We start from the raw sequence: 24,797 nt of genomic DNA, 5'->3' as shown, positions 1-24,797 counted from the left end.
GAAAAGCAATGGAGGAAAACAACGTATTCAGGGCGCGTTACCTGTTCAGGAAATAATCCCGGAAAAGAGCCAGTTCTGCCTGTTCATGGGCAACGTACCTGGAAAATATCTTGTCGCCAACCTGATGCTTTAATGCCGAGATGCCTACGTCGATCAGGCGTAAACCGCGATTGGTCAGAAGGATATTGTCGAAGGCTAGACCGTCCAGATCAGACGGGCGTTTCAAGTCGCGGTGTACAAAACCATTGGCATGCAATTGAGCCAGTTCATCGGCAAACACATCGAACCAAAGTTCCCGGCGTTCAACTTCATGAGCGCGGTAATCAATCGGATAGATGCGCTCCATAACCAGCATTTCGGCATCAAGGGCGTCGTTATAGTCGAGGCGGCTGAACCGGACTACCAGTTCGTTTACGGCATTGGCAAATCGCATTTTCTCCGCTTCTGAACCGATGTCTGAGCGGGTATCACCCGAAAATAATTTGGCTACTTCTGTTTCTGACAGCACAATGACCGTGTTATTAGCGCCTGATGACAACCGTCGGGGATATTTCATCGGTTATGAGGGGAAATACGGGTAGCAGCGACTAAATAGTCGCTTCATATGTAGTAATTTTAAAAGCGCATGCTCATGCGCCATCTCGTAAATATATCTCTTTAAATGCATCAACATCTATCAACTGTCCTGCGTGGCGTGCTGCTGCTGGGACTAGCTGTGCCCGCACTGGCGCAAAACCGGCGGCCAGACGCACCCACCTCTACGTCGGTCACATCGGCCACTACAACACCCAATACCGGATCGCCCACAGCGGCTGGCCCGCCTCGCGCTGCGATCAGACCGTATCGTGAAGTGATCACCCGTGCTGCCAAAACCAGCAAAGGCCTGTTTACGTCGCACCAGATCGACGACAAGTACTACTTCGAGATTGCCGATTCGCTGCTTGGTCGCGAGTTCATGGCTATCACCCGAATTGCCAAAGCACCAACCGGTGCCGGCTACGGCGGCGAACTGGCCAACCGGCAGGTGTTGCGCTGGGAGCGTGGTCCCGATCGTCGGCTGTTGCTGCGGGTAGTTAGTTACATCAACGTCGGCATGGCCGGGGGCGACACGCTGCCTATTTCGCAGGCTGTTCGTAACTCCAACGTAGAGCCGATTGCGGCGGCTTTCGATGTGCGGGCTATTCGCAAAGATTCGTCGACGGTAATCGACGTAACGGATTTCTTTCGGAATGACAATCAGGTTGTATCGTTGACTCCCGCTACCAAAGCCCGTTACCGGATTCTGGCCGCAGCGGCTGACCGGTCATTTATCCAGACTGTCAAGTCGTATCCGATAAATACGGAAGTGCGTGTCACGAAGACCTTCAACGTAAACACCACACCAACGCCGCCGTCGCCCATTCCGTCGCCGCAGCAGACCGTTACGCTGCCGGGTGGTAATGATGCCGGGGCTGTTACGATGGAGATCAACACGTCGATGATTCTGTTGCCGAAAGAGCCGATGCGCAAACGCCTGTTCGACAGCCGCGTTGGTTTCTTCGCCAACAACTACACCGTTTACGACGACAACTCGCAACGGACAGAAGACGAAACGTTTGCTGTTCGCTGGCGTTTAGAGGCCAAAAATGACGCCGATGCTGAGCGTCAGAAAAAGGGTGAACTGATTGAGCCAAAAAAACAGATCGTATACTATATCGATCCGGCAACACCAACCAAATGGCGGCCTTTCCTGAAAGCGGGCGTGGCCGACTGGCAGAAAGCGTTTGAAAAAGCAGGCTGGAAAAACGCCATCATTGCCAAGGACTGGAACCGTACCGACACTACGTTAAGCCTGGAAGATGCGCGCTATTCGGTAATCCGCTACTTCGCTTCCGACATTGAAAATGCCTACGGACCAAACGTAAACGACCCACGTTCGGGCGAGATTATCGAGAGCCACATTGGCTGGTATCATAACGTGATGAACCTGTTGCGGAAGTGGTACGTGGTGCAGGGATCTGCGGTAGATGCCCGCGCCCGCAAGCCTAAATTCGATGATGAACTGATGGGCCAACTGGTCCGTTTTGTCTCGAGCCATGAAGTAGGCCACACGCTGGGCCTACGCCATAACTTTGGGTCGAGCCACGCCACACCGGTTGAAAAACTGCGCGACAAGGCGTTCATTGCACAAAACGGCCACACGGCTTCGATCATGGACTATGCCCGGTTTAACTACGTGGCGCAGCCTGAAGACGGCATTACTGACCTGTTTCCCCGGATCGGTACCTACGATATCTGGGCGATCGAGTGGGGCTACAAACCCGTTTACGATACTAAAGATGCTACGGCCGACAAACTGGTGCTAAACACGTGGGTGAAGAGCCACGAGAAAGATCCGCGCTACTGGTTTGGTACCGAAATTAACCCGATGGACCCTCGTTCGCAGAGTGAAGATCTGGGTGATAACGCCATGAAAGCCAGCACCTACGGTATCAAGAACCTGAAGCGTATTATGCCAAATCTCACCGAGTGGACAAAAGAAGAGGCTGAGGATTACGATAAACTGCGCGAGATGTACGGTGAAGTAGTTGGGCAGTTCCGTCGGTATATGGGCCACGTGACCAAATACGTAGGTGGTATCTATGAAACACCACGTACCTACGACCAAACCGGCCTGACAGTCTACGAACCAACGCCAAAAGCACTGCAAAAAGAAGCGGTGGATTTCCTGAATACGCAATTGTTCCAGACCCCAACCTGGATTCTTGACCCAAAAATCATGCCGCTGGTACGGGCTGATCAGGGCATCGATTATATCCGTACGCTTCAGGAAACAACGCTCAACAGCCTGACTGATGTAGGCCGGTTGTCGCGCCTGATCGAAACTGGTTCTGGTTCACTGGCCAAGCCGGGTGTGCCGAGCTATACGCTTATCGAGTTTATGAGCGACTTGCAGAATGGTATTTTCACCGAACTGTCAACTGGCAGGGCGATTGATATTTATCGTCGTAATTTGCAGAAAGCGTATGCAGAAAAGCTGATTGCTGTCCTGAATACGCCAGCGTCAACGGGGACTGGTGCTGCGCCTTTCGCGGGTGCTGGCTTCCGGTTCAACCCCGGCCCGGTTACAGATATTCGTAAGTCAGATATCATGTCGGTCGTTCGTGGTCAGTTGGTTGGGCTGCAACGCAGCATCACCGCCGCCATGCCCCGCCAGACAGATACGATGAGTAAATACCACCTGGCCGACCTTCAGGCACGCATTCAGAACGCGTTAGATCCGAAGAAAGGATAATAAAGAAGGTTTAAAACGCAATGTCTAAAGTCCAAAAGTTGCTCAGTTAGGTTCTAAGTATCCGGGCAACTTTTGGACGTTAACCATTGCGTTTTAAACCTTCTTTGCTACTTTTGTGGCTCAAGAAACGGGATGTAGCGCAGTCCGGTAGCGTGCTTGCATGGGGTGCAAGAGGTCGTGGGTTCGAATCCCGCCTTCCCGACAATTGGTGATCAGCCACTTACGATTTTTCGTAGGTGGCTGATTTGCTTTAGAGGTACAACGCAATATAAAACCTCTTTATAAGCTATTCTTGATTATTCCTTCGGAGCGTAATCAGTTCCACCCACTCAGTACTGTCGATCTGGTACATCTTTTTCAACTACTTGATATCACCATCAATTTATGGAAACTACTGAAGACAAGTTCCTAACAATCGAAGAATAGGAAACCGCACTTTTGCGGATCACAAGTCTAACGCAGCGCACCTAATTCCTGCTGATGGGTGGCGCCGGCCTTGGTGTTACAGAATTCTGTGAACTTCGTTGGTCATCAATCGACGTTTTTAAGAAAGTAGTATCGGTTGACTTACTAAAGAAGCGCGACAAACCAGACGGCCGCAAGATTCAAATGAGTGCCAGGCTATAATACGTTCACGACGAGGTTGATGCTATCACGCTTTGCAACTCAATCATAAAAGCTGTTTTGGGTATACGCAAACCATTTACTCAGTCAGCCTATAAAGTATGTAGACATAATTGTTTAGCCTGCTTATACTTGTAACTAAATCAACCCGGTAGGTTTTGCCAGGTTACACAACTCAGCAGCACATGGCCTCATTCACGGCAATTCTGGAAGTCAAAGGCAACTGCTTTCCGTTGCTAAGCTATGACCTGAGTATCTATCAGGAAACCGACTCGCTGGGTCGACCCGGCTCACCGACGCTGGGCGGCACCATCGACTGTGTATTGAGTGCGCCCGGCTCAGATCAGCCTTTTCTGCTTCAGTGGATGTTTTCACCCACCATGCAGGAAGACGGTAAGATTATTTTGCTGCAAGAGTCGCCAAAGGCTACACTGAAGACTATCAGCTTCTTTAATGCGTATTGCACTGGCCTGCAAACCAATTTTGTCCCCGGAGATAGCGGGGGTGGGTCTCTACAAATGCACATCCGCATCAGCCCTCAGCGCATCGCCGTGGGGGTTATTATTCATGATAATAATTGGCCCCTGGAAAGCCACGGAGCAGGGGAGACGTTCGCCAGAACCATACCGCCACCTTCTAATGAGAAGGCCGCTAGAGAAGAAGAACCCTCAGCTTTTATGGAAGGTTTACACGGCGTGCTCGATGTGGTGGGTATGATCCCCGTCATTGGCGAGGTCGCCGATCTGGCTAATGCGGCAATTTACACGTCAGAAGGCCGTTACGGCGAGGCCGCACTTTCGGCCGCTTCTGCAATACCACTGGCAGGAAATATAGTCGGTGCTGCCAAGTTCGGGCGGCGGGCTCTCAAAGTGGCCGATAAATTGGGAGACGCTTCCAAGCTGGTTGGAAAAGGAGTAAATAAGGCAGAAAAGACACTTGACGCAGTAAAGGGACCATTAAAGAAAAACCGGACAACGTGCGGCGATCCCGTTGATGTCGCCACGGGTGAGGTACTGGCTGACTCAGTTGACTTCTTCTTTGACGGCCCCATCCCATTAACCTGGGAGCGCAATTGGTATTCGTCGTCTACCTATACAGGTCCGTTAGGGTATGGCTGGCACCATAGCTACGATTGGGCAATTATTGCGCTGGCCGATGATGGCACCGTAGGGCTACGTGATGCCGAGGGCAGGCTTATAACATTTGAAGCTCCTATGCCCAGCGGTACAGGCACACAGACAGAACAATTAGCCCTGTTTGTAGATGCAAGGGGAAGTTACCGGCTATGGCACATGGGCGAATTGCGCTGGTATGTGTTTGGAACGGTTCAACTCAATCAGGATCATCCTCAACCCCTTCAGGCCATCGAAGATCCGAATGGCCGGTCTGTACAGTTCACTTACGATGAGCGGCACAGGTTGCAGACACTTACCGATTATGCCGGGCGCACAGTCCGCGTAGAGTATGGAGATGAAAACCGTATTGCCGCGTTATATAGCTCACAGACAGCGGACTCGGATCCATTCGTATTAGTGCGTTATGAGTATGACGTCCTGGGCAACTTAGCCGTAGTCTATGATGCAGAGGGAGCCAAGACCCTCTACGAGCATAATGGCCATCAATTAGTCCGTCGTTGCGACCCGTCGGGCATAAATTGGCATTTCGCGTACGAAAACCCGGAAGCCGGGGGGCGTTGTTTACACACGTGGGGCGATGGAGAGTTAATGGATTATCTTATCCAGTACAATAGCCCCGAGCAGACTACCGTGCTCGATTCATACCGGCAACCGGTGATGTATCTACATCAGAACGGGCTTGTCACTCGTCAAATAGACGCTTTAGGGCGCGAGCAGGCCTGGCTATACGATGAGTCAGACCTGCTGATTAGTCAACGTAACGCGTTGGGAGAAACAGCGCGCTTCATGTACGATTCACAAGGCCGACTAATCGAGACCGTGACACCTGGTGGACATAGTACGCGCACTCAGTACGACGAACGGGGTTTAGTAGCCCGGGTGATTGACCCGCGAGGTGGAGTCTGGAGTTGGAAATATGACCAGCGCGGTAGCGTAGTGGAACGTGGTAATCCGCTGGGCGAAGTTGCCAAATACGAATACAATCAGCAAGGCCAGTTGACCACCTTAACCGATGCGTTGGGGCATCAGACGCATTTCCGGTATGACGAGAAGGGAAATCTAGCGCATGTAGTTACCCCCGACGAACAGATTCGATCTTTCGAGTATGATGGTCTTGGACGTTTGACTGTACTTACTGATCCTACAGGAGCTAAAGAGCGGCGGTCATATGATCGGCTTGGGCGAATCGTGCGGGTTGAAGAGGTCGATGGTACGGTGCGCGAACTGATTTATGATGCGTCAGGAAATGTACTTGAAGCTCGTGAACATGGACAGGTGGCTCAGTTCAACTACACTGCCTTAGGACAGGTTGTTAGCCGCAGGCAAGCCGGTCAGGAGGAACAGTACATATACGATCGGGAAGGTCGACTTACTGATATCCTTACTAAAGGGGGGAAGCGATACCGGTTTGCGCTCGACGCTGCCGGACAGGTTGTCGAAGAAGAAGGCTTTGATGGCTTATTACGACGTTATGAGCGCGATGCGGTTGGACGAGTCAGACGGGTGCTGCGACCTGGCGAACGAACGACTACTTATAGCTATACGGAAGAGGGAAAGCTTGCTTCGGCATATCATAGTGATGGGTCCTTCGAAACGTTTCATTATGATGAAGCCGGGGCACTCATTAAAGCGCAGAACGCTACATCTTCGGTGCGTATCGAGCGAGATAGGCTGGGTAATATCCGGCGTGAATTACAAGGGGATCATTGGATTGAGTACGTCTACGATGCGTTAGGCCGGCGTACACAGCTACGATCTTCGCTGGGAGCGACCATAGATTTTCAACGGGATGATTCTGGTAATGTGCGCGAATTGACCGCTGATGGCTGGAAGGCACAATTCCACTATGATAATCGTGGTCTGGAAGTTCAGCGCAGTCTTAGCGGTCGTGTACAAATCGGCTATCAGCATGATGCGATGGGTCGGTTTATCAGCCAGCAGCTTAAGGTAGGTACTACTGAGCCCCGGCAACTTACTTATCAGTGGCAGGCCGGCAGCTTATTGGCAAGTATCGATGATAGTCTCACCGGAACAAGTCAATATACTTATAACGAAAATGGCGCTCTGACGCAGGCGCATTACGCAGACGGTAACACTGAATTGCGTTCCTGGGACTTGCTGGGAAATCTGTTTGAAACCGAATCGAAGAGCGATCGGCTTTACAACGCAGGTGGGCAACTAATTAGTAACCAGCAGGCTACGTATGAGTATGAGGCTGAAGGGAATCTGGCAAAAAAAACGACCCGGCTAGGTCAGACGTGGGCATATGAATGGTCAGATAACGGTTCGCTGACGAGCGTGTTACGACCCGATGGTGAGCGGGTTATTTTTACTTATGATGCGTTGAATCGTAGAATCAGTAAATCATATAAGACCAAAACGACTTATTGGTTGTGGGATGGTAACGTACCTATTCATGAATGGGAAGAAGAAGCGGCCAATGAGCAATCGGATACTGTGATCACCTGGCTTTTTGAAGAAAGCAGTTTCGCACCAGTTGGGAAGATAGCCCATGAGAGCCACTATAGCATTGTAACCGATCATATAGGGACACCCTTAGAGATGATCGATCAAAGTGGTCAGTCAACATGGCAGGCGGAGACAACAAGTTACGGGAGAATACGGGTAAGCAAGGGAACAAGATCCGACTGTCCGTTTCGATTTCAGGGGCAGTATGAGGATGTAGAAACCGGACTGTACTACAACCGTTTCAGGTACTACGCACCACACGAGGGCATCTACCTATCTCAGGACCCCATTGGATTGATGGGAGACTCCGCAAACCTATACGCCTATGTTGATAACCCATTAGGGTTTATTGATCCGCTGGGTCTAGCCCCAGTACCACCTGGCGGTCACCGAACAGGAGATATCTCGAATCACGGTACACTTTCACCTGGTACTAACCGGGCTCCCGGATATACCAACACACGTCCAGATCGCTTTGTACAAAGTCACCACCCTATACAAGACGAATGGGCGCAACGTTGGGCCAGTAACAATGGCATAACCGATTACCGCCGAAACAACGCCCCTGCTACCTTACTGGAGTCATCAAGCGGTACTCCACACGCGCGGATTAGTGCTGCTCAGCGGGCGAGACGTCGGTTGCCCGGTGGGTGGGATACTACATTAAGGGATGAATTCCGAACTTCGTATCGCGAAATGCTGGACGCAGGTGTGCCAGGGTGCCAAACGAAGAAGGCGATAAAGAAGGCATACAAGTACTTTGACTCATTAGGCGGTTTTGACTTATAAGTGAATATGAATAACAATGCATTTGAAAGGCTTAATGGCCACTTCAACCCCCCGGCATCTCAGGAGATGATTCAACAGATGGTTGGCCGAATGCCTGATTTGCCGTTGGTGTTACAACAGTTCTGGCAGCAGGCCGATGGTGGTGAGTTGAATTCTGGCGTTAAACTGTACAGCCTTGATGAGATTGACGAACGTAATGAAACGTTCGAAGTAGCTGAGTATGCCCCTCAGCTAGTATTGATAGGTGATGACAGTGGGGGCGATGGCTTCTTTTTAGATCGTCAGACCGATGCCAGTAGGGTATATCAGATAGGCCTGGGAGCGATAGGCAGCTCAGAAGGGCGTTTGGTGTCTGAGAACCTTCTGACCTGGTTGGCCGAAGGAGCCGTTTCTACAGAGGAGTCGACATCAGAGGCCGACGCGCTACTAGTCGATATCTACCTGACAAAGCCTCCAGAGCAGGGGATGAAGGCACTATTAACGATAAAATCTAAACTCAAGCTCGATCTTGGCATTGCTGCTTTAAAACAATTGGCAACCCAAACCCCAGTGATGCTGCTCAGTAGCGTGTATAGGAGCAAATACCGAAAAGCCGTGGATGAAATTAACCAAGAAGAGCACTGCATCGATTTTAGAAAAGCTGAGGCGGTTTGAGCCATGATAGGGTACCATCCTTACGGCTTTCATCGCCGAACTAACGTACCTGATATACTGACAAATTGTAGCTGTTTATCGATGAACACTCTCAGGCTAAGATCCTATAATAAAGGGCCTTTGACCAAATGAACCTGACCGACATAATGCAAACAGTTAACTACAATGGCCTGTTTATGCAGCACATCGGTGGAAGCGTTTTGTGCGGATGATGAGGCCATCATTGGCTGGTTGAGTGAGGTTGACTATAGTTCCCCACCGACGGTGGAATTAACCAATAGTTGGGTACACGACAATGTGCATTAGCAGTCTGCTGGCTTAAGCGCAGGCACCAGCAGGTGAATGCACAGTAACGCAACCAGGTAGGCTGTTCCGCAAAGAACAAATAAGATATTGTATCCGGTAGCAATGTTGCCCAGTGCTTTGTAGGTGTCTAGCAGGGAGCCGACGAGCAGGGGGAAAAGCATACCGCCCAGCGAGCCAGCCATGCCCCCGATGCCCACTACCGAACTGACGGCTTTGCGTGGAAACAGGTCAGACACCAGGGTAAACAGATTGGCACTCCAGGCCTGATGCGCGGCCACCGCCAGGCTTAGTAACCCAATGACGATCCATAGGCTGGTGGCAAACTGAATGGCCATCACCGGCACAATACACAGCGCAAACACAAACATGGCAGTCTTCCGCGACCAGTTGGCCGTCCAGCCCCGGCGAAGGAAATACCCGGAGAGATAGCCGCCGCCCACACTACCCAGTGTAGCCGACGAGTAAATAATGATGAGGGGCAGACTGGGTTTGGTAAGGTCCAATTTGAAGGTCGACGCCAGAAAGGAGGGGAGCCAGAACAGGAAAAACCACCATACAGGGTCTGTGAAGAGCTTGCCCGTAATAAAGGCCCAGGTTTGGCGACGTTTCAATAAATCAACCCACTTGAGCGGTGCTTCCCCGGCCGCCTGAGGAGCTTCGTTCACATAAGCGAGTTCTTCGGGCGAAATTTTCTTGTGTCGGGTTGGACTTTCGTAGTAGTGCCACCAGAAAAATAGCCAGATAAAACCAATGGCACCCGTTGCCAGAAACGCTGCCTGCCAGCCGTAGTGTCCCAGAATCCAGGGGACGAGTAAGGGGGCAACGACGGCACCGATGTTGGTGCCCGAGTTGAAAATGCCCGTGGCGAAAGCCCGCTCTTTCTGCGGAAACCATTCGGTTACCGTCTTGATGGACGCCGGGAAGTTTCCGCCTTCGCCCAGGCCCAACATGGCCCGGAAAACACCGAAACTAAACGTACCAGTAGCAGCCGCATGCAGCATGGCCGCCAGGCTCCACAAAAAAACCGAGATGCTGTAGCCAAGTTTAGCGCCAATCCGGTCGATACTCCAGCCGAAGGTGATGAAGCTTACCGCATACGCTCCCTGAAAAGCCATTACGATGTGGCTATAATCCGTTTCCGTCCAATTGAAAACTTGCTCCAGCGTTGGTTTAAGCAGACTGATTACCTGGCGATCGAGGTAATTGATGGTCGTTGCAACAAACAATAAAGCGGTAATCTGCCACCGGTAACTGGTTGGGAAGTTAGGCATTGAAAGGAGGGAAGAGTGGAGGAAAGTGTAGTGGCAACGTACCTGAGTACTCAAAAGCGCAGGGTTCGGCCTTCGCTACTGCTTTGCCGGGCCAGCGCAATCACTCTGGCAATCGCCTGTATTTCGTGGGGCTTCACCACGGGTTCGGCACCATTGGCGATAGAGTCGTACAGGGCTGCGTAAAAAGCGGCGTAATTACCGGGCAAACTATCGACTAATGTTGTCTCGCTTTCGGTGGTGAGCAGGCCCCGGTTCTCTATGGGTTCATATCCCCAGTTTGGCGTGTTGGGCAACGTACCCCGTTTCGCCGCAGGTTCCTGAACGTCCAGCCCGCCTTTGGTAAACGAACCCGCCGTTCCGTGAATAGTAAACCGCCGATGGTTCTGATGGGCCATCAGGCTGGATTTCAACGTCACTTCCTTGTCAGGGTAAGCCAGCCGAATTGTAAACCAGTCTTCAACCCGACTGTTGGGTCGAATAAGCCGGATATCGGCCGAAACGGTTTTCGGATTGCCAAACAAGTGAAGTGCCTGATCGACAAGGTGCGGGCCAAGATTGAACAAACTGCCGCGACCTTCACCGGCCAGCTCTTTCCAGGAGTCACTCCGACTGTCGACCGGCGCAAACCGATCATAGCGTGCTTCGTAATCGAGCACAGTGCCTAACCGATTGTCGGCGAGAAGTTGTTTGACGGTCAGAAAATCAGCGTCCCAGCGTCGATTCTGATAGGCGGTCGCTATCAGGTTGCGCGATGCGGCCAGCTCCAGTAACTGACTGGTTTCGGCTTCAGTAAGGGCAAACGGTTTTTCAACGACCACGTGCTTGTTGCTGTTGAGCGCGGCCTGGGCGTAGCGAAAATGGCTGTCGTTGGGTGAACAGATAAAGACCAACTGAATGGCACCGTCGGCGAATAGCTCCCCGGCCGAAGCAACCGTGTCAATTGCCGGATCGAACGCCGCCACTTCGGCGGGTCGACTGCTTACCACTTTCGTCAACTGAAAGCCCGGATGAACGGATAGGAAGGGAGCATGGAAGTAGCGGCCAGATAGGCCAAACCCGACAAGACCAACGTTGATTTTTTCGTGAGGCGTCATGTAATCGAAAAAATGGCTAATGGCAGGGTGAGAAATTGCCGTTTTAATAGCACGGTAAGGGCTTTTAGCCTTTAAATTACCCGTCTCAAGGCTAATTTAGGTTCATTATCTATGCGACGCATCACTCAATATGATGGCCTATATGGCGAAGCCAACACTGACACGCCGGGCCACCGACCCGATGCCGGGTATGTATTCTCCGAATTACTCGAAACCCGTAGCCGTAGCTTCGACTGGGTGATTCAGCCGCACATTCATGCCCGGTTGTTTCAGTTATTCTTTATAGAGACCGGCGAATTCGAGCTTCAGGAGGCTACCCGCAAGCGTCAGCTATCGGGGCCTTGTCTGCTGCTGATACCACCCACCGCCCTGCATGGTTTTATGTATAGTGCCGACGTGCGAGGGCGCATTATAACGTTATCAGGCACGCTGGTCGATAGCCTGTTTCCCAGCGGGTCGCCGGTACCGGTTATGCTGGCCTCTCTACAGTGCATACCCATAGTAGATGCCCCTGACACGGCCCGTCGGGTTGGGGAGTTACTTAAAGCCATCGACGGAGAACTGTTTGATAACCAGGCCGAAAAACAGTTAATGTTACAGGTTTACCTGCAACAATTTTTCCTGGCTACGTACCGGCTCTGGCAGCAAAACGAGGCGATAGTGCCACAGGCAACTGGTTTGCCGTTTCACTATTTTCGGAAATTTCAGCAATTGGTGCGGCAAATGGGAACAACCCATACGATTACCCAATTGGCCGACGAACTGGCCATGACCACGGTTCACCTGAACCGGATCTGTCAGGCCGTTGCTGGCAAGTCGGCCGGGCAGTTGGTGCAGGAGCATACCCTGGACGAAGCCCGCAAACTATTGACCTATACAACGTATTCTGTGTCAGAAATCGCTTACCTGCTTCACTTCGAGTACCCTAACTATTTCGCCAGATTTTTCAGGAAGCATACTGGCTTATCGCCCACCGAATTCAGGGAAGGGCGGGGGCAGCCTTGATCTGAACCCATACGGCCAGGTACGTTGTCAGGGCAGGGGCACGGGGGCTGAGACGCGCTTCCAAAACGTAAAAAGTAACGCTACGACCGCCAGCAGAGCCAGCCCGTACGGGGCGTAAGGAATTCCTTTTTCAATCAATAGGGTTAGGAAATTGGGCTGATTGGTTATGCGTTCGACCACCCACGCAACGGCAGCAACTGTGGCCAGAAAAGCACCCGTTTGCCGAACGGCCGGGTAAACAGACGTCCGGCTCAGCAAAATAAGCCAGGGGATAGTTAGGGCGATGACTACTACCTGCATGAGTTCGATACCCAGGTTGAAGCCCAGAATACTCAACGCCATCGGGCCGGTATCCAGGCGCAGATTCACCAGCGTTCCAGCAAATGCCAGGCCATGAATCAGGCCGAAACCAGCCGCTACCCAGGCTTCCCGGCCCGGAAACAGGGGGCGAAAGGCATGAAAGGCCGAAACAAGGATAGAGATCGCAATGAGGATTTCGACGGGCTGGGCCGGGAGGCGAACCCAGCCGAGTGAGCCCGCCAGCAGGGTAACCGAATGGCCCAGGGTAAACGCTGTCACGATCTGTAACAGACGAATCAGGCTGTAACGTACCCCGCCGAAGCGGCCCCAGCGCCGCCGGTTGACCAGCAGCGGTGCGGGCAGTAACAGTACCAGCAGAAACAGCAGGTGATCGGTGCCTTCGGCAATATGCCGCATACCCAGCCAGATCATGGCCTGAAAACCTACCCAGGCGCTTCCCGTTTCCAGACTGATCGGCAGAGGGTCTATGCGATTATTGACGATATCCAGTTCAATGACGCCGACCTGAGCCGGTTGTTCGTCGGCCACCTGTCCACGTGCCCAATCCTGCCGTACCGACACCAGTATTTTATGCGTCACCACCTGATGAAGAACCGCATCGTAGCGCAAAACGAGCCGCCGAACATCGCTTCCCGGTGGGGGAACCAGCCGCAACTGAGCTATCAACTCGCGGTATACACCGTTGATGGGGTTTTGCGTTTGTTGCACCGACAAGGCTGTCACCGATACCGCCCACGAATGTCCATTGAGGCTTTCGGGCCGGATGTGCTGGATCAGATAGGTCCGCAACCGGGGGCCAAGGCGAGCGATGAGCCCGACAGATGAATCGTTGACGGCGTGGCCAAAGGCGGCCTGTAGTTCGTTCAACGGAATCTGTACGTCGGCATCAATGCGGTGGGCGTGGATGTTGAGCAAAACCACCGAATTGGGCATCGGGTGAGCCAGTGACGGGCCAGGTGCGAACGTCAGCAACAAGGCACACAACGTACCCAGCAACCTCCTGAAAGCGGAAGCACCGGGTACGTTGTGTGCTGGTCTCACCAATGAACGGTTAGTTGCTGCCATAATCGCCGGTGCGGTCGCGCCATACCGAGTGTGGGTGAGGGGTGTTCCGAATGATAATACCGCCCTGCGCTGAGTACTCGATCCAGATGCTGGGGCCGTCGAGCCGTATATAATCGTTCTGAGTGCTCATGGTGCCGGTTCCTGAGTAAGCGATATACGTGTTGTCTAGCTCAGTCGTGTATTTAGCCAGAACTGTAGCGGCCGTTTCGGTATCCAGGTCGTTGGTGTATAGCTTTATAGCGTTCAGTACCAGTGCTTTGTTCGCCGCACTAAGGTCTCCTACTTTCAGCCCCTGTCTGGTTGTCGGAAACTTACTGTCCTGACCGGGCCCCAGCAGTATATCCGTAAATGTAGCAGCTAGTTTGGCTGTGCTCAACTCGCTGCTGCTTAGCCCCGCCAGCAGGTCGGCAAACGCTTTCCGTTCCTGCTCAACAGGCTGGTATGTTCTACTGTTGGCAGTTACGGTAGCCATCGGTTCCACGGCCCGGAACGAGGGCGTAACACCGGTGATTTTTCCCCCGTTGTAGGTATTGGCCAGCGTATAATGGTGCCCGCCAAACTGCAATTCCCAGAGGCCGGTCGTGCTGGGTGTACCCAAAAAGGCCATGTAATAATTGCCTCTTCCATAATCCGAGCCACCACCGTTGGCCGCTAAATAATCATCGGCTACCAGATTGCCTTCCATCTCGTCGAAGCCTTCATTGGTTACGTTCTGCACCAGCACAGCGGCCAGTAACGACCTGGCGGCAGCTAACTGGGTGCTGGACAACGTACCCAGGCTGATACCAACCCGGTTTCGGTAGAGGCCCTCTGGTAGGTTCGACCAGCGTATGGCGTTTGCTTTTGTATAGGTTAGCTGCAACGTGGCCAACTGGGTGGCGGTTAGGGTAGCTTTAAAGGCTTCGGACAGACAGACAACCCGCGCCAACCCGGTTACCGAGGCACAGTCGGTTGTTACCACCGTTCCTGAGCCGGGTGCGCCAACGGGAAGAGCGAGGCTGCAACTCTGCCCACCGAAGCTAAGGGCAAACGTAGCCGTACCTGCCCCCGAGGGTGTTCCGCTGATGGCGAACGTCAGGTTACCAGCGCCACTGCCCAGTGAACCAGCTTGTAGGCTGGCCGTCAGGCCGGTCACGCCCGTCGACGTTATAGCGCTGCCTGTTGCATAGGTGCCTCCGTTACCACCTGTATACGGCACGGTGCCCGTGCCCGTGTAGGCTGTTCCACCAACTGCTGCCGTTGAAAAGGTGGCTGATCCGCAGGAAAGTGCGGAAACTGTTGCCGAATCGGGCGTTACGGTGGTCCCGTTTTTTTGACACGAGACAACTGCTAAAAAGCTCACAACGAGAGCAACGATAATTGGCTTGAAAGAGGTATGCATGCTTTGAGCGATGATAGTAAATAAACACTACCACCAATACGCCAGGGTCGATTTGGTTGTTGCCCGGTAACCGGATACGTAGCTAACATAATTGGCTACTTTTAGAACCCATCTACTCAATTCTTTGCTAACTGAGCAAGGCATCAGGGAAGGATTAATAAAAAAAGCAGACTAACAAGGTCAGTCTGCTTTCCGATCTATCCACACCATAGGAGGCGTAATGCCCCCTTGATGCAGTAAGAATAGTGATTAGTCAGGTTACTTTCGATCTACCTATGCTCATTTTTTTATAAACTGGCCTTATCCGAAATGTGTGTATACCTATCACAGCCAGTTGATCTGGCAAATTTTGTTGAGTTGGCCCAGAAAAAGAAACAGGATACATGACCGACATTACTATATAACACCCCTGCTAAACTCTACCACGTAATAGAAATGTAATGGGCTGCTAATAACGTCAAGTCGGTATATTAATTTACTGATAACCAGTTATATAAAAACTTTGTGTTTTCTGTGAACGAGGCATGGAAAGTAAGTAAAACAGCTTGCGTCGCCCGGTTTATCTAACACTATGGCCATTGCCTGGTTAATCATAACTAGTTTACGATTGATTGGCTACCGGATTTTCTGGCTGTTCACATAGACAATTAGGTACAATTGATAAGAGGGATTAGGCAGAAGAAAATACAACCTGTTGTATCAGTCAATGAGGAGTAGCCAGCATATATTAAATCACCTTATCTCATAACTCTACCTTTTTTATATGTACACATATTGATTTGTACATTTTGGTAAATTCTTAGTAGCCAGGCTACATTTTCCTAGTCAACTTATGTCTGTTCAGCCCTTGCTACCCGAAGAAACCAACAGACTGGAAGCGCTAAAAAGCTACGATATTCTGGACTCCCTGCCCGAACAGGAGTACGAAGACATTACCCTGCTAGCTTCTCAAATCTGCCAGACACCCATTGCCCTGATTAGCCTTATTGATGATCATCGGCAGTGGTTTAAATCGAATCACGGTCTGGATATCCGGGAAACGGATCGCGAATTTGCGTTCTGTTCCCACGCGATTGTCAACCCTGAGCAGACGATGATTGTTACGGATGCCCGGGCCGACGAGCGCTTCGCCACTAATCCGCTGGTGACGGGCGATCCGCACATTGTTTTTTACGCTGGTGTTCCGTTGGTCGATTCAAACGGGTATGCACTGGGGTCGCTATGTGTAATTGACCAGTCGTCGAAAGAGTTAAGTCAAGCGCAGTTGGTTGCCCTGGAAGCGCTGTCGCGACAGGTGATGACGTTACTTGAACTCAGAAAAGCCAATAAAGCCCTCAGAGACAATGAAGAACGTTTTCGATCGCTGATCGAGGAATCGCCCGTGGCTACCTGCCTGTTGGTTGGCCGGGAGATGCGGGTGGAGGTAGCCAATGAAATGATGCTGAGCTACTGGGGAAAAGACCGCTCTGTTATTGGTCAGTCTCATGCGGAGATATTACCCGAACTTAGCGGACAACCATTCAACCAGTTGCTGGATGAGGTGTTTACCTCCGGGAAAGCGTACTCGGCAAAGGCGGCCAGAATAGAACTGATGAGTCGGGGCGTTGCTGCCAGTTTCTATTTCGACTTCACCTACAAGCCGCTGCGTAACGGCGCTGGTGAGGTATACGCTATTCTGGTGGTTGCTCTCGATGTTACCCAGCAGGTAAAAACACAACAGCAACTGACCATTAGCGAAGATCGGTTCCGAAGTATTGTGGAGCAGGCACCTATGGCGATCGGGTTGCTGAGTGGCCGGGACATGGTCATTGAAATCGGCAACCGGAAAATGACCGAGATCTGGGGTAAAGACCCATCCATTGCGGGGCAGCGGTTGGTAGAGGCTTTGCCCGAAATCCAGAACCAGGGGTTCATCGAACTACTGGAATCTGTTTATGACACCGGTGAGCCGTACTGGGGCAGCGACATACAGGCTAATCTAAACCGTGATGGCAAGCTGGAAGATGTTTATTTCGACTTTGTTTACACGCCCCTGCGCGATGCCGACGAAGCCATTGTTGGTGTTATGATCATGGCTGCGGAGGTTACCCAGCAAGTGTTGGCCCGGCAGAAGATTCAGGAGGCCGAGAGTACGCTTCGGAGCGCTATTGAACTGGCCGAACTGGGCACCTGGCAAGTGGATCTCACTACGGGTGTACTCGATTACTCGGATCGACTGAGGAGCTGGTTCGGCCTTGACAGAGAAGAGGTCATTACCGTTGAGCGAGCCTACAGCGTCATTCATGAGGAGGACAGGCCGCTGGTTCGGGCTAGTATGCTGCGGGCAATTGCCCCCAATCAGGAGGGTCTCTATGATGTTGAATACAGGGTGGCGGCCAGCGATACCGATCAACAGCGGATTGTTCGGGCGCAGGGAAAAGCGCATCGGAATCAGCAGGGAAAAGCCTACAAGGTGAGTGGAACAGTTCAGGATGTGACGCATCACCGACGTACCCAGATGGCGTTGGAAGAGCAGGTGCAGCAACGTACCCAGGCGTTGACCGAATCGAATAACTTACTCATGCGCTCCAATGAGAATCTGCAGCAGTTTGCCTACATCGCCAGCCACGATCTACAGGAACCCCTGCGTAAGATTCAGGCGTTTGGCGATCTGCTGGAAGGGAAATTTATCGCTCAGCAAGACGATAGCATCGACTACCTGCGACGCATGAAACTGGCCGCCGGCCGGATGTCTACGCTGATTCGGGATTTGCTGGCCTTCTCACGCATTTCTACTCAACGGGATACCGACGCACCCGTTTCGCTGACGGAGGTTATTAAATCGGCCAAAAGTGCGTTGGAACTGGTACTTCAGGAAACGGAGGCCGTTGTGGAACTCACCCCGCTGCCGGTCGTGGTCGGCGATGCAACCCAGTTAGGCCAACTCTTCCAAAACCTGATCAGCAATGCACTCAAGTTTCGTCAGAACGGCCGTCCGCCTGTTATCTGCATACGAGCCAGTTGGATCGCGGCCGACAATCTTCCTGCTGGCGTGGTTCCCAGTCGCGAGGCAATCGCTTATCACCAGGTTGATGTAGTAGACAATGGAATTGGCTTCGATGAAAAATACCTCAACCGTATTTTCCAGGTATTCCAACGGTTGCATGGCAAGTCGGCCTATGAGGGCACGGGTATTGGTCTGGCAATCTGCGAGAAAGTGGTGGCCAACCACGGTGGCGCAATTACGGCTAAAAGCCAGCCTGGTCAGGGGGCTACATTCAGTGTGTATTTACCCGTTTAATCAGTCGGCAGGGGGTTAATTGTACCAGGGGTGAAAAGAAATTCGCTGGTATGATGGTACCTTGGCCCCGCCCGCAGACGACAGTAGACACGCTATGTCGAAGCAGGGCAAACGGGTATGAAGAGACACTATAGCTCAATTGTGGGTTTGTTGATAAGTAACTACCTTGGTTTGCTGGCAGGTACGTGTCAGGCACAATCCACGGTCGATTCAACGACAACCCGTGCGTTTCGCAATCAGCAAAGTTATCAGTCGATTAGCCGGTCGTCGGAAGATTCAACGCGTTCTGTTTTCAACTTCGGCACTGCTCCCTGGTATGGCCGTGTAACACCGCTCCTGATGTATACGGGGATGGGTAATGTGCGGGATAAGATTGCCCAAAGTATCGAAATCGGTAAGTCGTTCAACGTCATTGATTTGGGTGTTGCTTTTGGTCGCAATTCGCTTCGTCCCGACTCCACAATGTTTCTGGAAGGGCGGGTCACGATGGACGTAGCCAATTACGGGGTTTTCGCCAACGAAATGACCATTGGCGCAGGTCGGGTGTTCGACAAAGCGGGTAGCCTGATGCTGGAACTGACTTATAGCATCATTGCGCAGGTTGCACCCCGGTTAGGCATTGGCCTCACGACAGGCTACTACGATTTCAGCAGCGAATTTGCCGACAGTTCCAAAACGTTCTACGGCGTCTACATCCGGTATGGCCTGTTGCGTACGGATGCGGGCGGTTTGCTGGGTGGTGGCCGGGGCCGTCCCCCGCGCGTTGGCCGCCCCGGTCGGCACGGGCATGGGCGGTAGAATCGTCTGGCGAAAAACCGTAATTAAAGGCTGATTAATGTTATCATAGAGCAGTGACATAGCCCATACCTGTATAGTGAGTACTTTTGCAGTATGCAGCAACTTCCTCTGGTTTCAGTTGTGTTGGCGACCTATAATGGCGAGCGCTTTCTGGAAGCCCAACTTGATAGTATTGTTCGCCAAACGTACTCGAACCTGGAAGTCGTTATTGTTGATGACTGTTCAACGGATGCTACCCCGGCTATCCTCGGCAACTATGCCAACAAGTACCCCTTCGTCCGTGTCGTACTGAACGAAAATAACCTTGGGTACGTCCGTAACTTTGAGAAAGGCATGTTGCTGGCTACGGGTGACTACATTGCGCCTAGTGACCAGGATGATATATGGCACCTCGACAAGATTAGCACCCTGATTGCTGAAATTGGCGATAGCGATCTGGTATATGCTGATTCCCGACTGATCGACGAAGATGGAAATAGCCTGAACATGGTTATCTCTGACGTAAAACCTGTTCAGAACTTCGACAATTGCCTCGCGTTCGCCATTTGGAATACTGCCCCAGGGCATGCTATGCTGATCACGAAAGAATTAGTCCGGCAAACTACCCCGTTCCCGACTAGTTTACCTCACGACCACTGGCTGTGCTTTGTGGCTACCTTCCGTAAGCCAATCCGGTTTGTCCCGGACGTGTTGGTCGATTACCGCCAGCATAGTCAGAACGTCTTTGGCATTACGCACCGGGTCGATGGTGTACGAAGGCCACGTAAACAGAAAACCGAAGAGCAGAAACTGCGTGAAATCCGTGAGCGAATCCAACTACTTTACGATAAATGCCCGGCCGAACTGACTGAACAAAAAGAAGTGCTGGCGCGGCTAAATCAAAGCTATAAAAGCTTCTCGTTGAGGAATAATTACATTCGGATGATGACTTTTTTTCAAAATCGGGACAAGCTATTAGCCTCTAAAAAGCGATCTGCGTACCGAAAATGGCTATTCTGCCTGAAGATGTTTGTGAAAATACGGTAGTGCCCGGTAAGCTGAACTCCCCACTACGATGCCCGTTTCACCGCAATAGCGCTTGTACCTGATCAACCAACTGATCGAATTTGTCGGGGAGGGTTGCTTCTTTTTTAACCAGTTTCCCCTGTGGTGTATATAGCCTGACCGGAGACATATCGCTAAGATTCAGTGTGTTGAAGACGGAATACGTTTGCGTCTCCGATAGCCTGATGTGCTCGCCTTTCAAGCGATTACGAACGATAGACTCCAGCCAGAGTGTCTCGTCTTCATCATTAGTGCTGACATAGAGAATGGTGAGATCGCGCGGGAGAAAGGCATCGCGAAGGCGCTGGGCATCACGCGCCAGTTGCCGTTCGGGTTCACTTTTCGGCGCCCATAAGACCACATACACAACTCGTCCCCGGTTTTGATCAATGACTTTTTGGAGTAGTTCTGATCCGGTCCGGTTGGTGCCCGTAGTCACGTAGATACCGTCGCTGACAAAACCGCTGTTTACACCCGGTTGTTTTTCCAGTACCAGATACTCGGCACGGGCTTTCCTGACCAGGGCCGTGTCGCGGAGGGCCTGACCAATCATGTCATTGAAGGATTGCTTCAGGTACTTATCTCCGATCTTCGGCGCAATGTATTGCCCAAGCACCTGAACCATGCTAAGTGTCGACTCGCCCGTAGTCATCGTCATCATGTATGCTTTTAAGTAGTCGAGCGTCAGGCTATCGAAGAGAGGGCGGGCGGTTTGTATGGCGTTTTCGTAGGTCAGCAGGCGGGTCAGTGTATCAGGATTTTTCTCCAGTAGCTTTGATAAATAGCGGACATCGGCTGTTCGGGCAGTGTTGGTTTCGCGAAAAACAGCGAGTCGTTGCCGGTCGTTGTCGGTAAGCCCGGTGCCGTATTGTTCGAGAAGCTGGGCCAGGGTACGTATCCGTATGCCGCGACCGCCACTGGGTGTTTCCTGCTGAATGCGCATGCCCGCATAAGCCCCCAATCGGCTCAGGGCATTGGCCCGGCTTGCCGTCAGCGGGGCGTCGGCGTCGGCAATCAGGTCTTTGAAGTAAGTGGCCGGTATCGTTTGCTGTTCCTGCAGGGCTTTATCGAATACGTAGGCAGCCGCGTCGTAGCGGACGTTGGTAAGTACCCAGTCGCGCACCAGTGGAAAAACTACCTTTTGAGCCGTAAACTGGTTGAAAGGCGCTAAAAAGGCCTGGCTTAGGGTGGTGTAGGTCTGGTTGATGTTGCCGTTCAGCGCTCGCTTCAGGGTACGTTGCTGTGTGGCTTCATCGGGCTTATTCTTCGCTTCGAAGGCTTTATACTGCGCAAATTGTTGATTGACCTGTGCGTTCATACCGCCAAACTGAAACGGAACGGCCGCTACATACAGCGAATCATTGTCGACGTCGATGGAAAGACGGCCCGCTGAAGCAAGGAAAGGCGTGCTGATGTTGCCCAGCACAAACTGCATTTCTTCCTGTGGATAGACGATCGGCACGGCCACCCGGAATCGGCCGTCGGGCTGAAGTGGGGCAGGAAAGGCTTGTTCAATGCCACCCCGGAGTATATTCGTCCGGGTGACGAGCACCGACGGCGATTGGCGATAGAGCTTAGCCGAGAGGCGACGTACCTGACCCGTTATAATGACTGAATCGACAGGAGACTGAGCGAAGACCGTGTTGACAGTCAGTACAAGAAAGAAGAGCAGGCGAGCCATTTGTCAGTTATCAATTAGCAGTGAACAGGTATCAGTGAAATAGCAATCAACAAGTATCAACTGTTTTGGTAGCTTAGGAACATCGATAATTGATCATTGCTATTTCGTTGAGATGCCGTGGTACCGTTCGGGTTCCTGGTAATCCTGGCGAAGTGGATGCCCTTCCCAGTCTAATGGTAACAAGATACGCCGTAGATCGGGATGACCGGTAAATCGAATACCGACCAGGTCAAAGGCTTCCCGTTCGTGCCAGTCGGCGGTACGCCATACACCGGCCAGGCTGGGTACGTTGGGCAACTGCTCCTGGTCGCCGGGGGAGTGCCGTGGTACGGTTAGTTTCAGCATCAGGTCATGCGCGTAAGGAATCGACGTCAGGTTATAAACGACCTCCATTGTGTTCGTTTCCGGGCCGTTGTCGATCGCCGTTACGCAGGCCAGCAGGTCGAAAAAGAACCGCTCGTCGTTCCGCAGAAACTGACATAAGGCTACCAACTCATCAGCCTGCACCGTCAGGTAGGCTTGCAGGCCGGTGGTCACTGGCTCAACGTTGAACCGCTCCTTTAATAGCGTGGTAATGTCAGAGAAAGTCATCTTCTTACGTCTTCCGTCCTCTGTCTTCTGTTGTGTTGCGTGCCAAGTAAGCCCCTTTAGGGGTTTGGGGTAGCAGCGCAATAGAAGATGGAAGACAGAAGACTTTTTACACGTCCATTTTTACCAGTGCGCTGCCACGCAGAACCGGCACCACATCGTACAGGTCATGCTGGAGACAGTAGGCAATATCTTTGTGAATTCCCAGCCGTTGTAGCCGCCGGATATGCGACGCATTCGATAGGTAGTTGACCAGATTATCTTTCCCATCACAATACAGCCGATGGGCCATCAGAGCGCCATCTTCCTGCATCGAATAATCGTCGCGGAGGCGGTGGGCCAGTGCACCGGCAAAGAGTGTGTCTTCGAGGTTGGGACGCCCTTTCCAGCCCGCGCACAATACCATTACGTCGTAGGTCTGGGTGCGCAGATAACGCGCAATAGCGTCGAGATTGAGGAACGACCCAACCAGCACTTTCACCGCCGACCGTGACTTGGTAATTGCCAGCGTGCCGTTGGTGGTTGTCATCGCAATGTCGGTGCCCTGGAGGCGCTCGTCCATGTAGCTGAATGGCGAGTTGTCGAGGTCGAAGCCTTCTACTGTATGAGCGTTACGCTCGGCAGCGGCCAGATAACCACGTTGTTGCAGGGCCCGACATTCGTCGACAGTAGCCACGGGAATGATGCTTCCCACGCCGTAGGCGAAGGCGGTTACCATGCAGGAGGTAGCCCGGAACACATCGGCCACGACAACAATCGTGTTATCGACCGTGTGTAGATGAAGCAGGTCCGGGGTTAAGCAAACGTCAATTTGTTTCATTAGAGATAAAGGTTTTTTTGACAGGATTTGTCTTTAGTCTAGTTTCTCCGGGTAAGGGACAAATCCTGTTAATCCTGTCAAAAAACCTTTTTATTTTTTCAGAAATGGAAGTTTTACTACCTCGGCTTTGAGTAGCTTTTCGCGGACGCTGACGTAGATTTCGGTACCGGGCTTACTCAGTTCAGCAGGTACGTAGCCCATCCCAATGCCTTTTCCCAACGTGGGCGACTGCGTGCCTGATGTAACCTCGCCAACCACCGTACCATCGGCGGTGCAGAGCGAATAATGGCCGCGCGGAATACCCCGGTCAATCATGCTGAAGCCAACCAGCTTACGCGCAATACCTTGGTCCTTCTGTTGTTTGAGGGCCTCGGAGTTAATAAAGTTATGGGTAAATTTTGTCACCCAGCCTAATCCAGCTTCCAGCGGAGAAATATCGTCAGTGATGTCGTTGCCATACAGGCAGTAACCCGATTCGAGGCGGAGCGTATCGCGGGCTCCCAGACCGATTGGTTTGATGCCATACGGGGCACCGGCTTCCATAATTGCATTCCAGACGGTTTCGGCCTGATGGTTCGATACGTAGATTTCAAAACCGCCCGCGCCGGTGTAGCCTGTAGCCGAGACAATGACGTTGGCCATGCCTGCGAAATCGGTCTTCTCGAAGGTGTAATACGACATTGATTCGAGCAGGGCGTTGGTCAACGGTTGAAGCGCTTTGGCCGCCAGCGGACCCTGAACAGCGAACAGGCACATATCGTCCGACACGTTCACTAGCTCTACATCATAGTCTGGCGCATATTGGTTGACCCAGTTCCAGTCTTTGTCGATGTTCGAGGCGTTAACTACAAGCATGTATTCGTTTTCTGAGATGCGGTAAACGAGCAGATCGTCGATAACACCGCCCCGGTCGTTGGGGAGGTACGAATACTGCACTTTTCCATCGAACAATACGCTGGCATCATTGGCCGACACGCGCTGAATGAGATCGAGAGCACCGGGGCCTTTCAGGATGAACTCGCCCATATGCGAGACATCGAAAATGCCTACGGCGTTGCGAACGGTGTTGTGCTCGTCGAGATCGGAGCTATAGCGAACGGGCATTTCGTAGCCCGCAAATGGAACAATTTTGGCACCCAACGCCCGGTGTACGGCGTCTAACGGAACTTGCTTCAGCGACATGTTGACGGTTTTATT

The 24,797-nt window shown here is 52.1% G+C and carries 16 protein-coding genes and 1 tRNA gene; 8 read left to right on the top strand and 9 right to left on the bottom strand.

Annotated elements, in window-relative coordinates; translation table 11 throughout:
* Positions 1-37: 37 nt before the first annotated feature.
* On the bottom strand, positions 38-556 hold the full coding sequence (locus tag ACFE8Q_RS19450) for a hypothetical protein (protein ID WP_375447101.1): 519 nt from the start codon (positions 554-556) through the stop codon (positions 38-40).
* A gap of 105 nt (positions 557-661) precedes the next feature.
* On the opposite strand from ACFE8Q_RS19450, the gene ACFE8Q_RS19445 reads away from it, so the two are divergent.
* From ACFE8Q_RS19445 to ACFE8Q_RS19430, 4 genes are all read left to right on the top strand, one after another.
* Positions 662-3,274, top strand: coding sequence for a zinc-dependent metalloprotease (locus tag ACFE8Q_RS19445; RefSeq protein WP_375447100.1), 2,613 nt, complete (start codon positions 662-664; stop codon positions 3,272-3,274).
* A 128-nt stretch (positions 3,275-3,402) separates the two neighbouring features.
* Positions 3,403-3,476 (top strand) — tRNA-Pro (locus tag ACFE8Q_RS19440).
* A 607-nt stretch (positions 3,477-4,083) separates the two neighbouring features.
* Positions 4,084-8,292 (top strand): type VI secretion system tube protein TssD, encoded by a 4,209-nt coding sequence (tssD, locus tag ACFE8Q_RS19435; protein WP_375447099.1) that lies wholly within the window; start codon positions 4,084-4,086, stop codon positions 8,290-8,292.
* A 6-nt stretch (positions 8,293-8,298) separates the two neighbouring features.
* Positions 8,299-8,946 (top strand): SMI1/KNR4 family protein, encoded by a 648-nt coding sequence (locus ACFE8Q_RS19430; protein ID WP_375447098.1) that lies wholly within the window; start codon positions 8,299-8,301, stop codon positions 8,944-8,946.
* 302 nt (positions 8,947-9,248) lie between these two features.
* Here the strand turns inward: ACFE8Q_RS19430 and ACFE8Q_RS19425 are convergent, their stop codons facing one another.
* Both ACFE8Q_RS19425 and ACFE8Q_RS19420 read right to left on the bottom strand, forming a co-directional pair.
* Entirely contained in the window at positions 9,249-10,523 is a 1,275-nt protein-coding gene (locus ACFE8Q_RS19425) for an MFS transporter (protein WP_375447097.1), read from the bottom strand.
* A gap of 50 nt (positions 10,524-10,573) precedes the next feature.
* The gene (locus tag ACFE8Q_RS19420) at positions 10,574-11,617 is read right to left on the bottom strand and encodes a Gfo/Idh/MocA family oxidoreductase (RefSeq protein WP_375447096.1); all 1,044 of its coding nucleotides are present in this window, start codon (positions 11,615-11,617) and stop codon (positions 10,574-10,576) included.
* Positions 11,618-11,728: 111 nt separating this feature from the next.
* On the opposite strand from ACFE8Q_RS19420, the gene ACFE8Q_RS19415 reads away from it, so the two are divergent.
* Positions 11,729-12,622, top strand: a complete 894-nt coding sequence (locus ACFE8Q_RS19415) for a helix-turn-helix domain-containing protein (RefSeq protein ID WP_375447095.1) — start codon at positions 11,729-11,731, stop codon at positions 12,620-12,622.
* 27 nt (positions 12,623-12,649) lie between these two features.
* Here the strand turns inward: ACFE8Q_RS19415 and ACFE8Q_RS19410 are convergent, their stop codons facing one another.
* Both ACFE8Q_RS19410 and ACFE8Q_RS19405 read right to left on the bottom strand, forming a co-directional pair.
* Positions 12,650-13,984 carry a HupE/UreJ family protein gene (locus ACFE8Q_RS19410; RefSeq protein ID WP_375447094.1) on the bottom strand — a complete coding sequence of 445 codons (1,335 nt, stop codon included), beginning with the start codon at positions 13,982-13,984 and terminating at the stop codon, positions 12,650-12,652.
* 10 nt (positions 13,985-13,994) lie between these two features.
* Positions 13,995-15,389, bottom strand: coding sequence for a DUF3500 domain-containing protein (locus ACFE8Q_RS19405; RefSeq protein WP_375447093.1), 1,395 nt, complete (start codon positions 15,387-15,389; stop codon positions 13,995-13,997).
* Positions 15,390-16,221: 832 nt separating this feature from the next.
* Here ACFE8Q_RS19405 and ACFE8Q_RS19400 point away from each other — a divergent pair.
* The 3 genes from ACFE8Q_RS19400 (at position 16,222) to ACFE8Q_RS19390 (ending at position 20,493) form a co-directional block, all read left to right on the top strand.
* On the top strand, positions 16,222-18,669 hold the full coding sequence (locus ACFE8Q_RS19400; RefSeq protein ID WP_375447092.1) for a PAS domain S-box protein: 2,448 nt from the start codon (positions 16,222-16,224) through the stop codon (positions 18,667-18,669).
* A 117-nt stretch (positions 18,670-18,786) separates the two neighbouring features.
* The gene (locus tag ACFE8Q_RS19395) at positions 18,787-19,467 is read left to right on the top strand and encodes a hypothetical protein (RefSeq protein WP_375447091.1); all 681 of its coding nucleotides are present in this window, start codon (positions 18,787-18,789) and stop codon (positions 19,465-19,467) included.
* A 93-nt stretch (positions 19,468-19,560) separates the two neighbouring features.
* Complete coding sequence (locus tag ACFE8Q_RS19390) at positions 19,561-20,493, top strand: glycosyltransferase family 2 protein (RefSeq protein WP_375447090.1); 933 nt, start codon at positions 19,561-19,563, stop codon at positions 20,491-20,493.
* Positions 20,494-20,530: 37 nt separating this feature from the next.
* On the opposite strand, the gene ACFE8Q_RS19385 is transcribed toward ACFE8Q_RS19390, so the two are convergent.
* The 4 genes from ACFE8Q_RS19385 to gcvT form a co-directional block, all read right to left on the bottom strand.
* On the bottom strand, positions 20,531-22,192 hold the full coding sequence (locus tag ACFE8Q_RS19385) for a hypothetical protein (protein WP_375447089.1): 1,662 nt from the start codon (positions 22,190-22,192) through the stop codon (positions 20,531-20,533).
* 99 nt (positions 22,193-22,291) lie between these two features.
* Positions 22,292-22,783 carry an NADH-quinone oxidoreductase subunit C gene (locus ACFE8Q_RS19380; RefSeq protein ID WP_375447088.1) on the bottom strand — a complete coding sequence of 164 codons (492 nt, stop codon included), beginning with the start codon at positions 22,781-22,783 and terminating at the stop codon, positions 22,292-22,294.
* Between the two features lie 106 nt (positions 22,784-22,889).
* Entirely contained in the window at positions 22,890-23,600 is a 711-nt protein-coding gene (locus ACFE8Q_RS19375; RefSeq protein ID WP_375447087.1) for a 2-phosphosulfolactate phosphatase, read from the bottom strand.
* Between the two features lie 90 nt (positions 23,601-23,690).
* The gene (gene gcvT, locus ACFE8Q_RS19370; protein ID WP_375447086.1) at positions 23,691-24,782 is read right to left on the bottom strand and encodes a glycine cleavage system aminomethyltransferase GcvT; all 1,092 of its coding nucleotides are present in this window, start codon (positions 24,780-24,782) and stop codon (positions 23,691-23,693) included.
* Positions 24,783-24,797 lie beyond the last annotated feature (15 nt).

The organism is uncultured Fibrella sp. (assembly GCF_964250085.1).
Classification (GTDB): domain Bacteria; phylum Bacteroidota; class Bacteroidia; order Cytophagales; family Spirosomataceae; genus Fibrella.
This window is presented reverse-complemented; position numbering and strand designations above follow the sequence as displayed.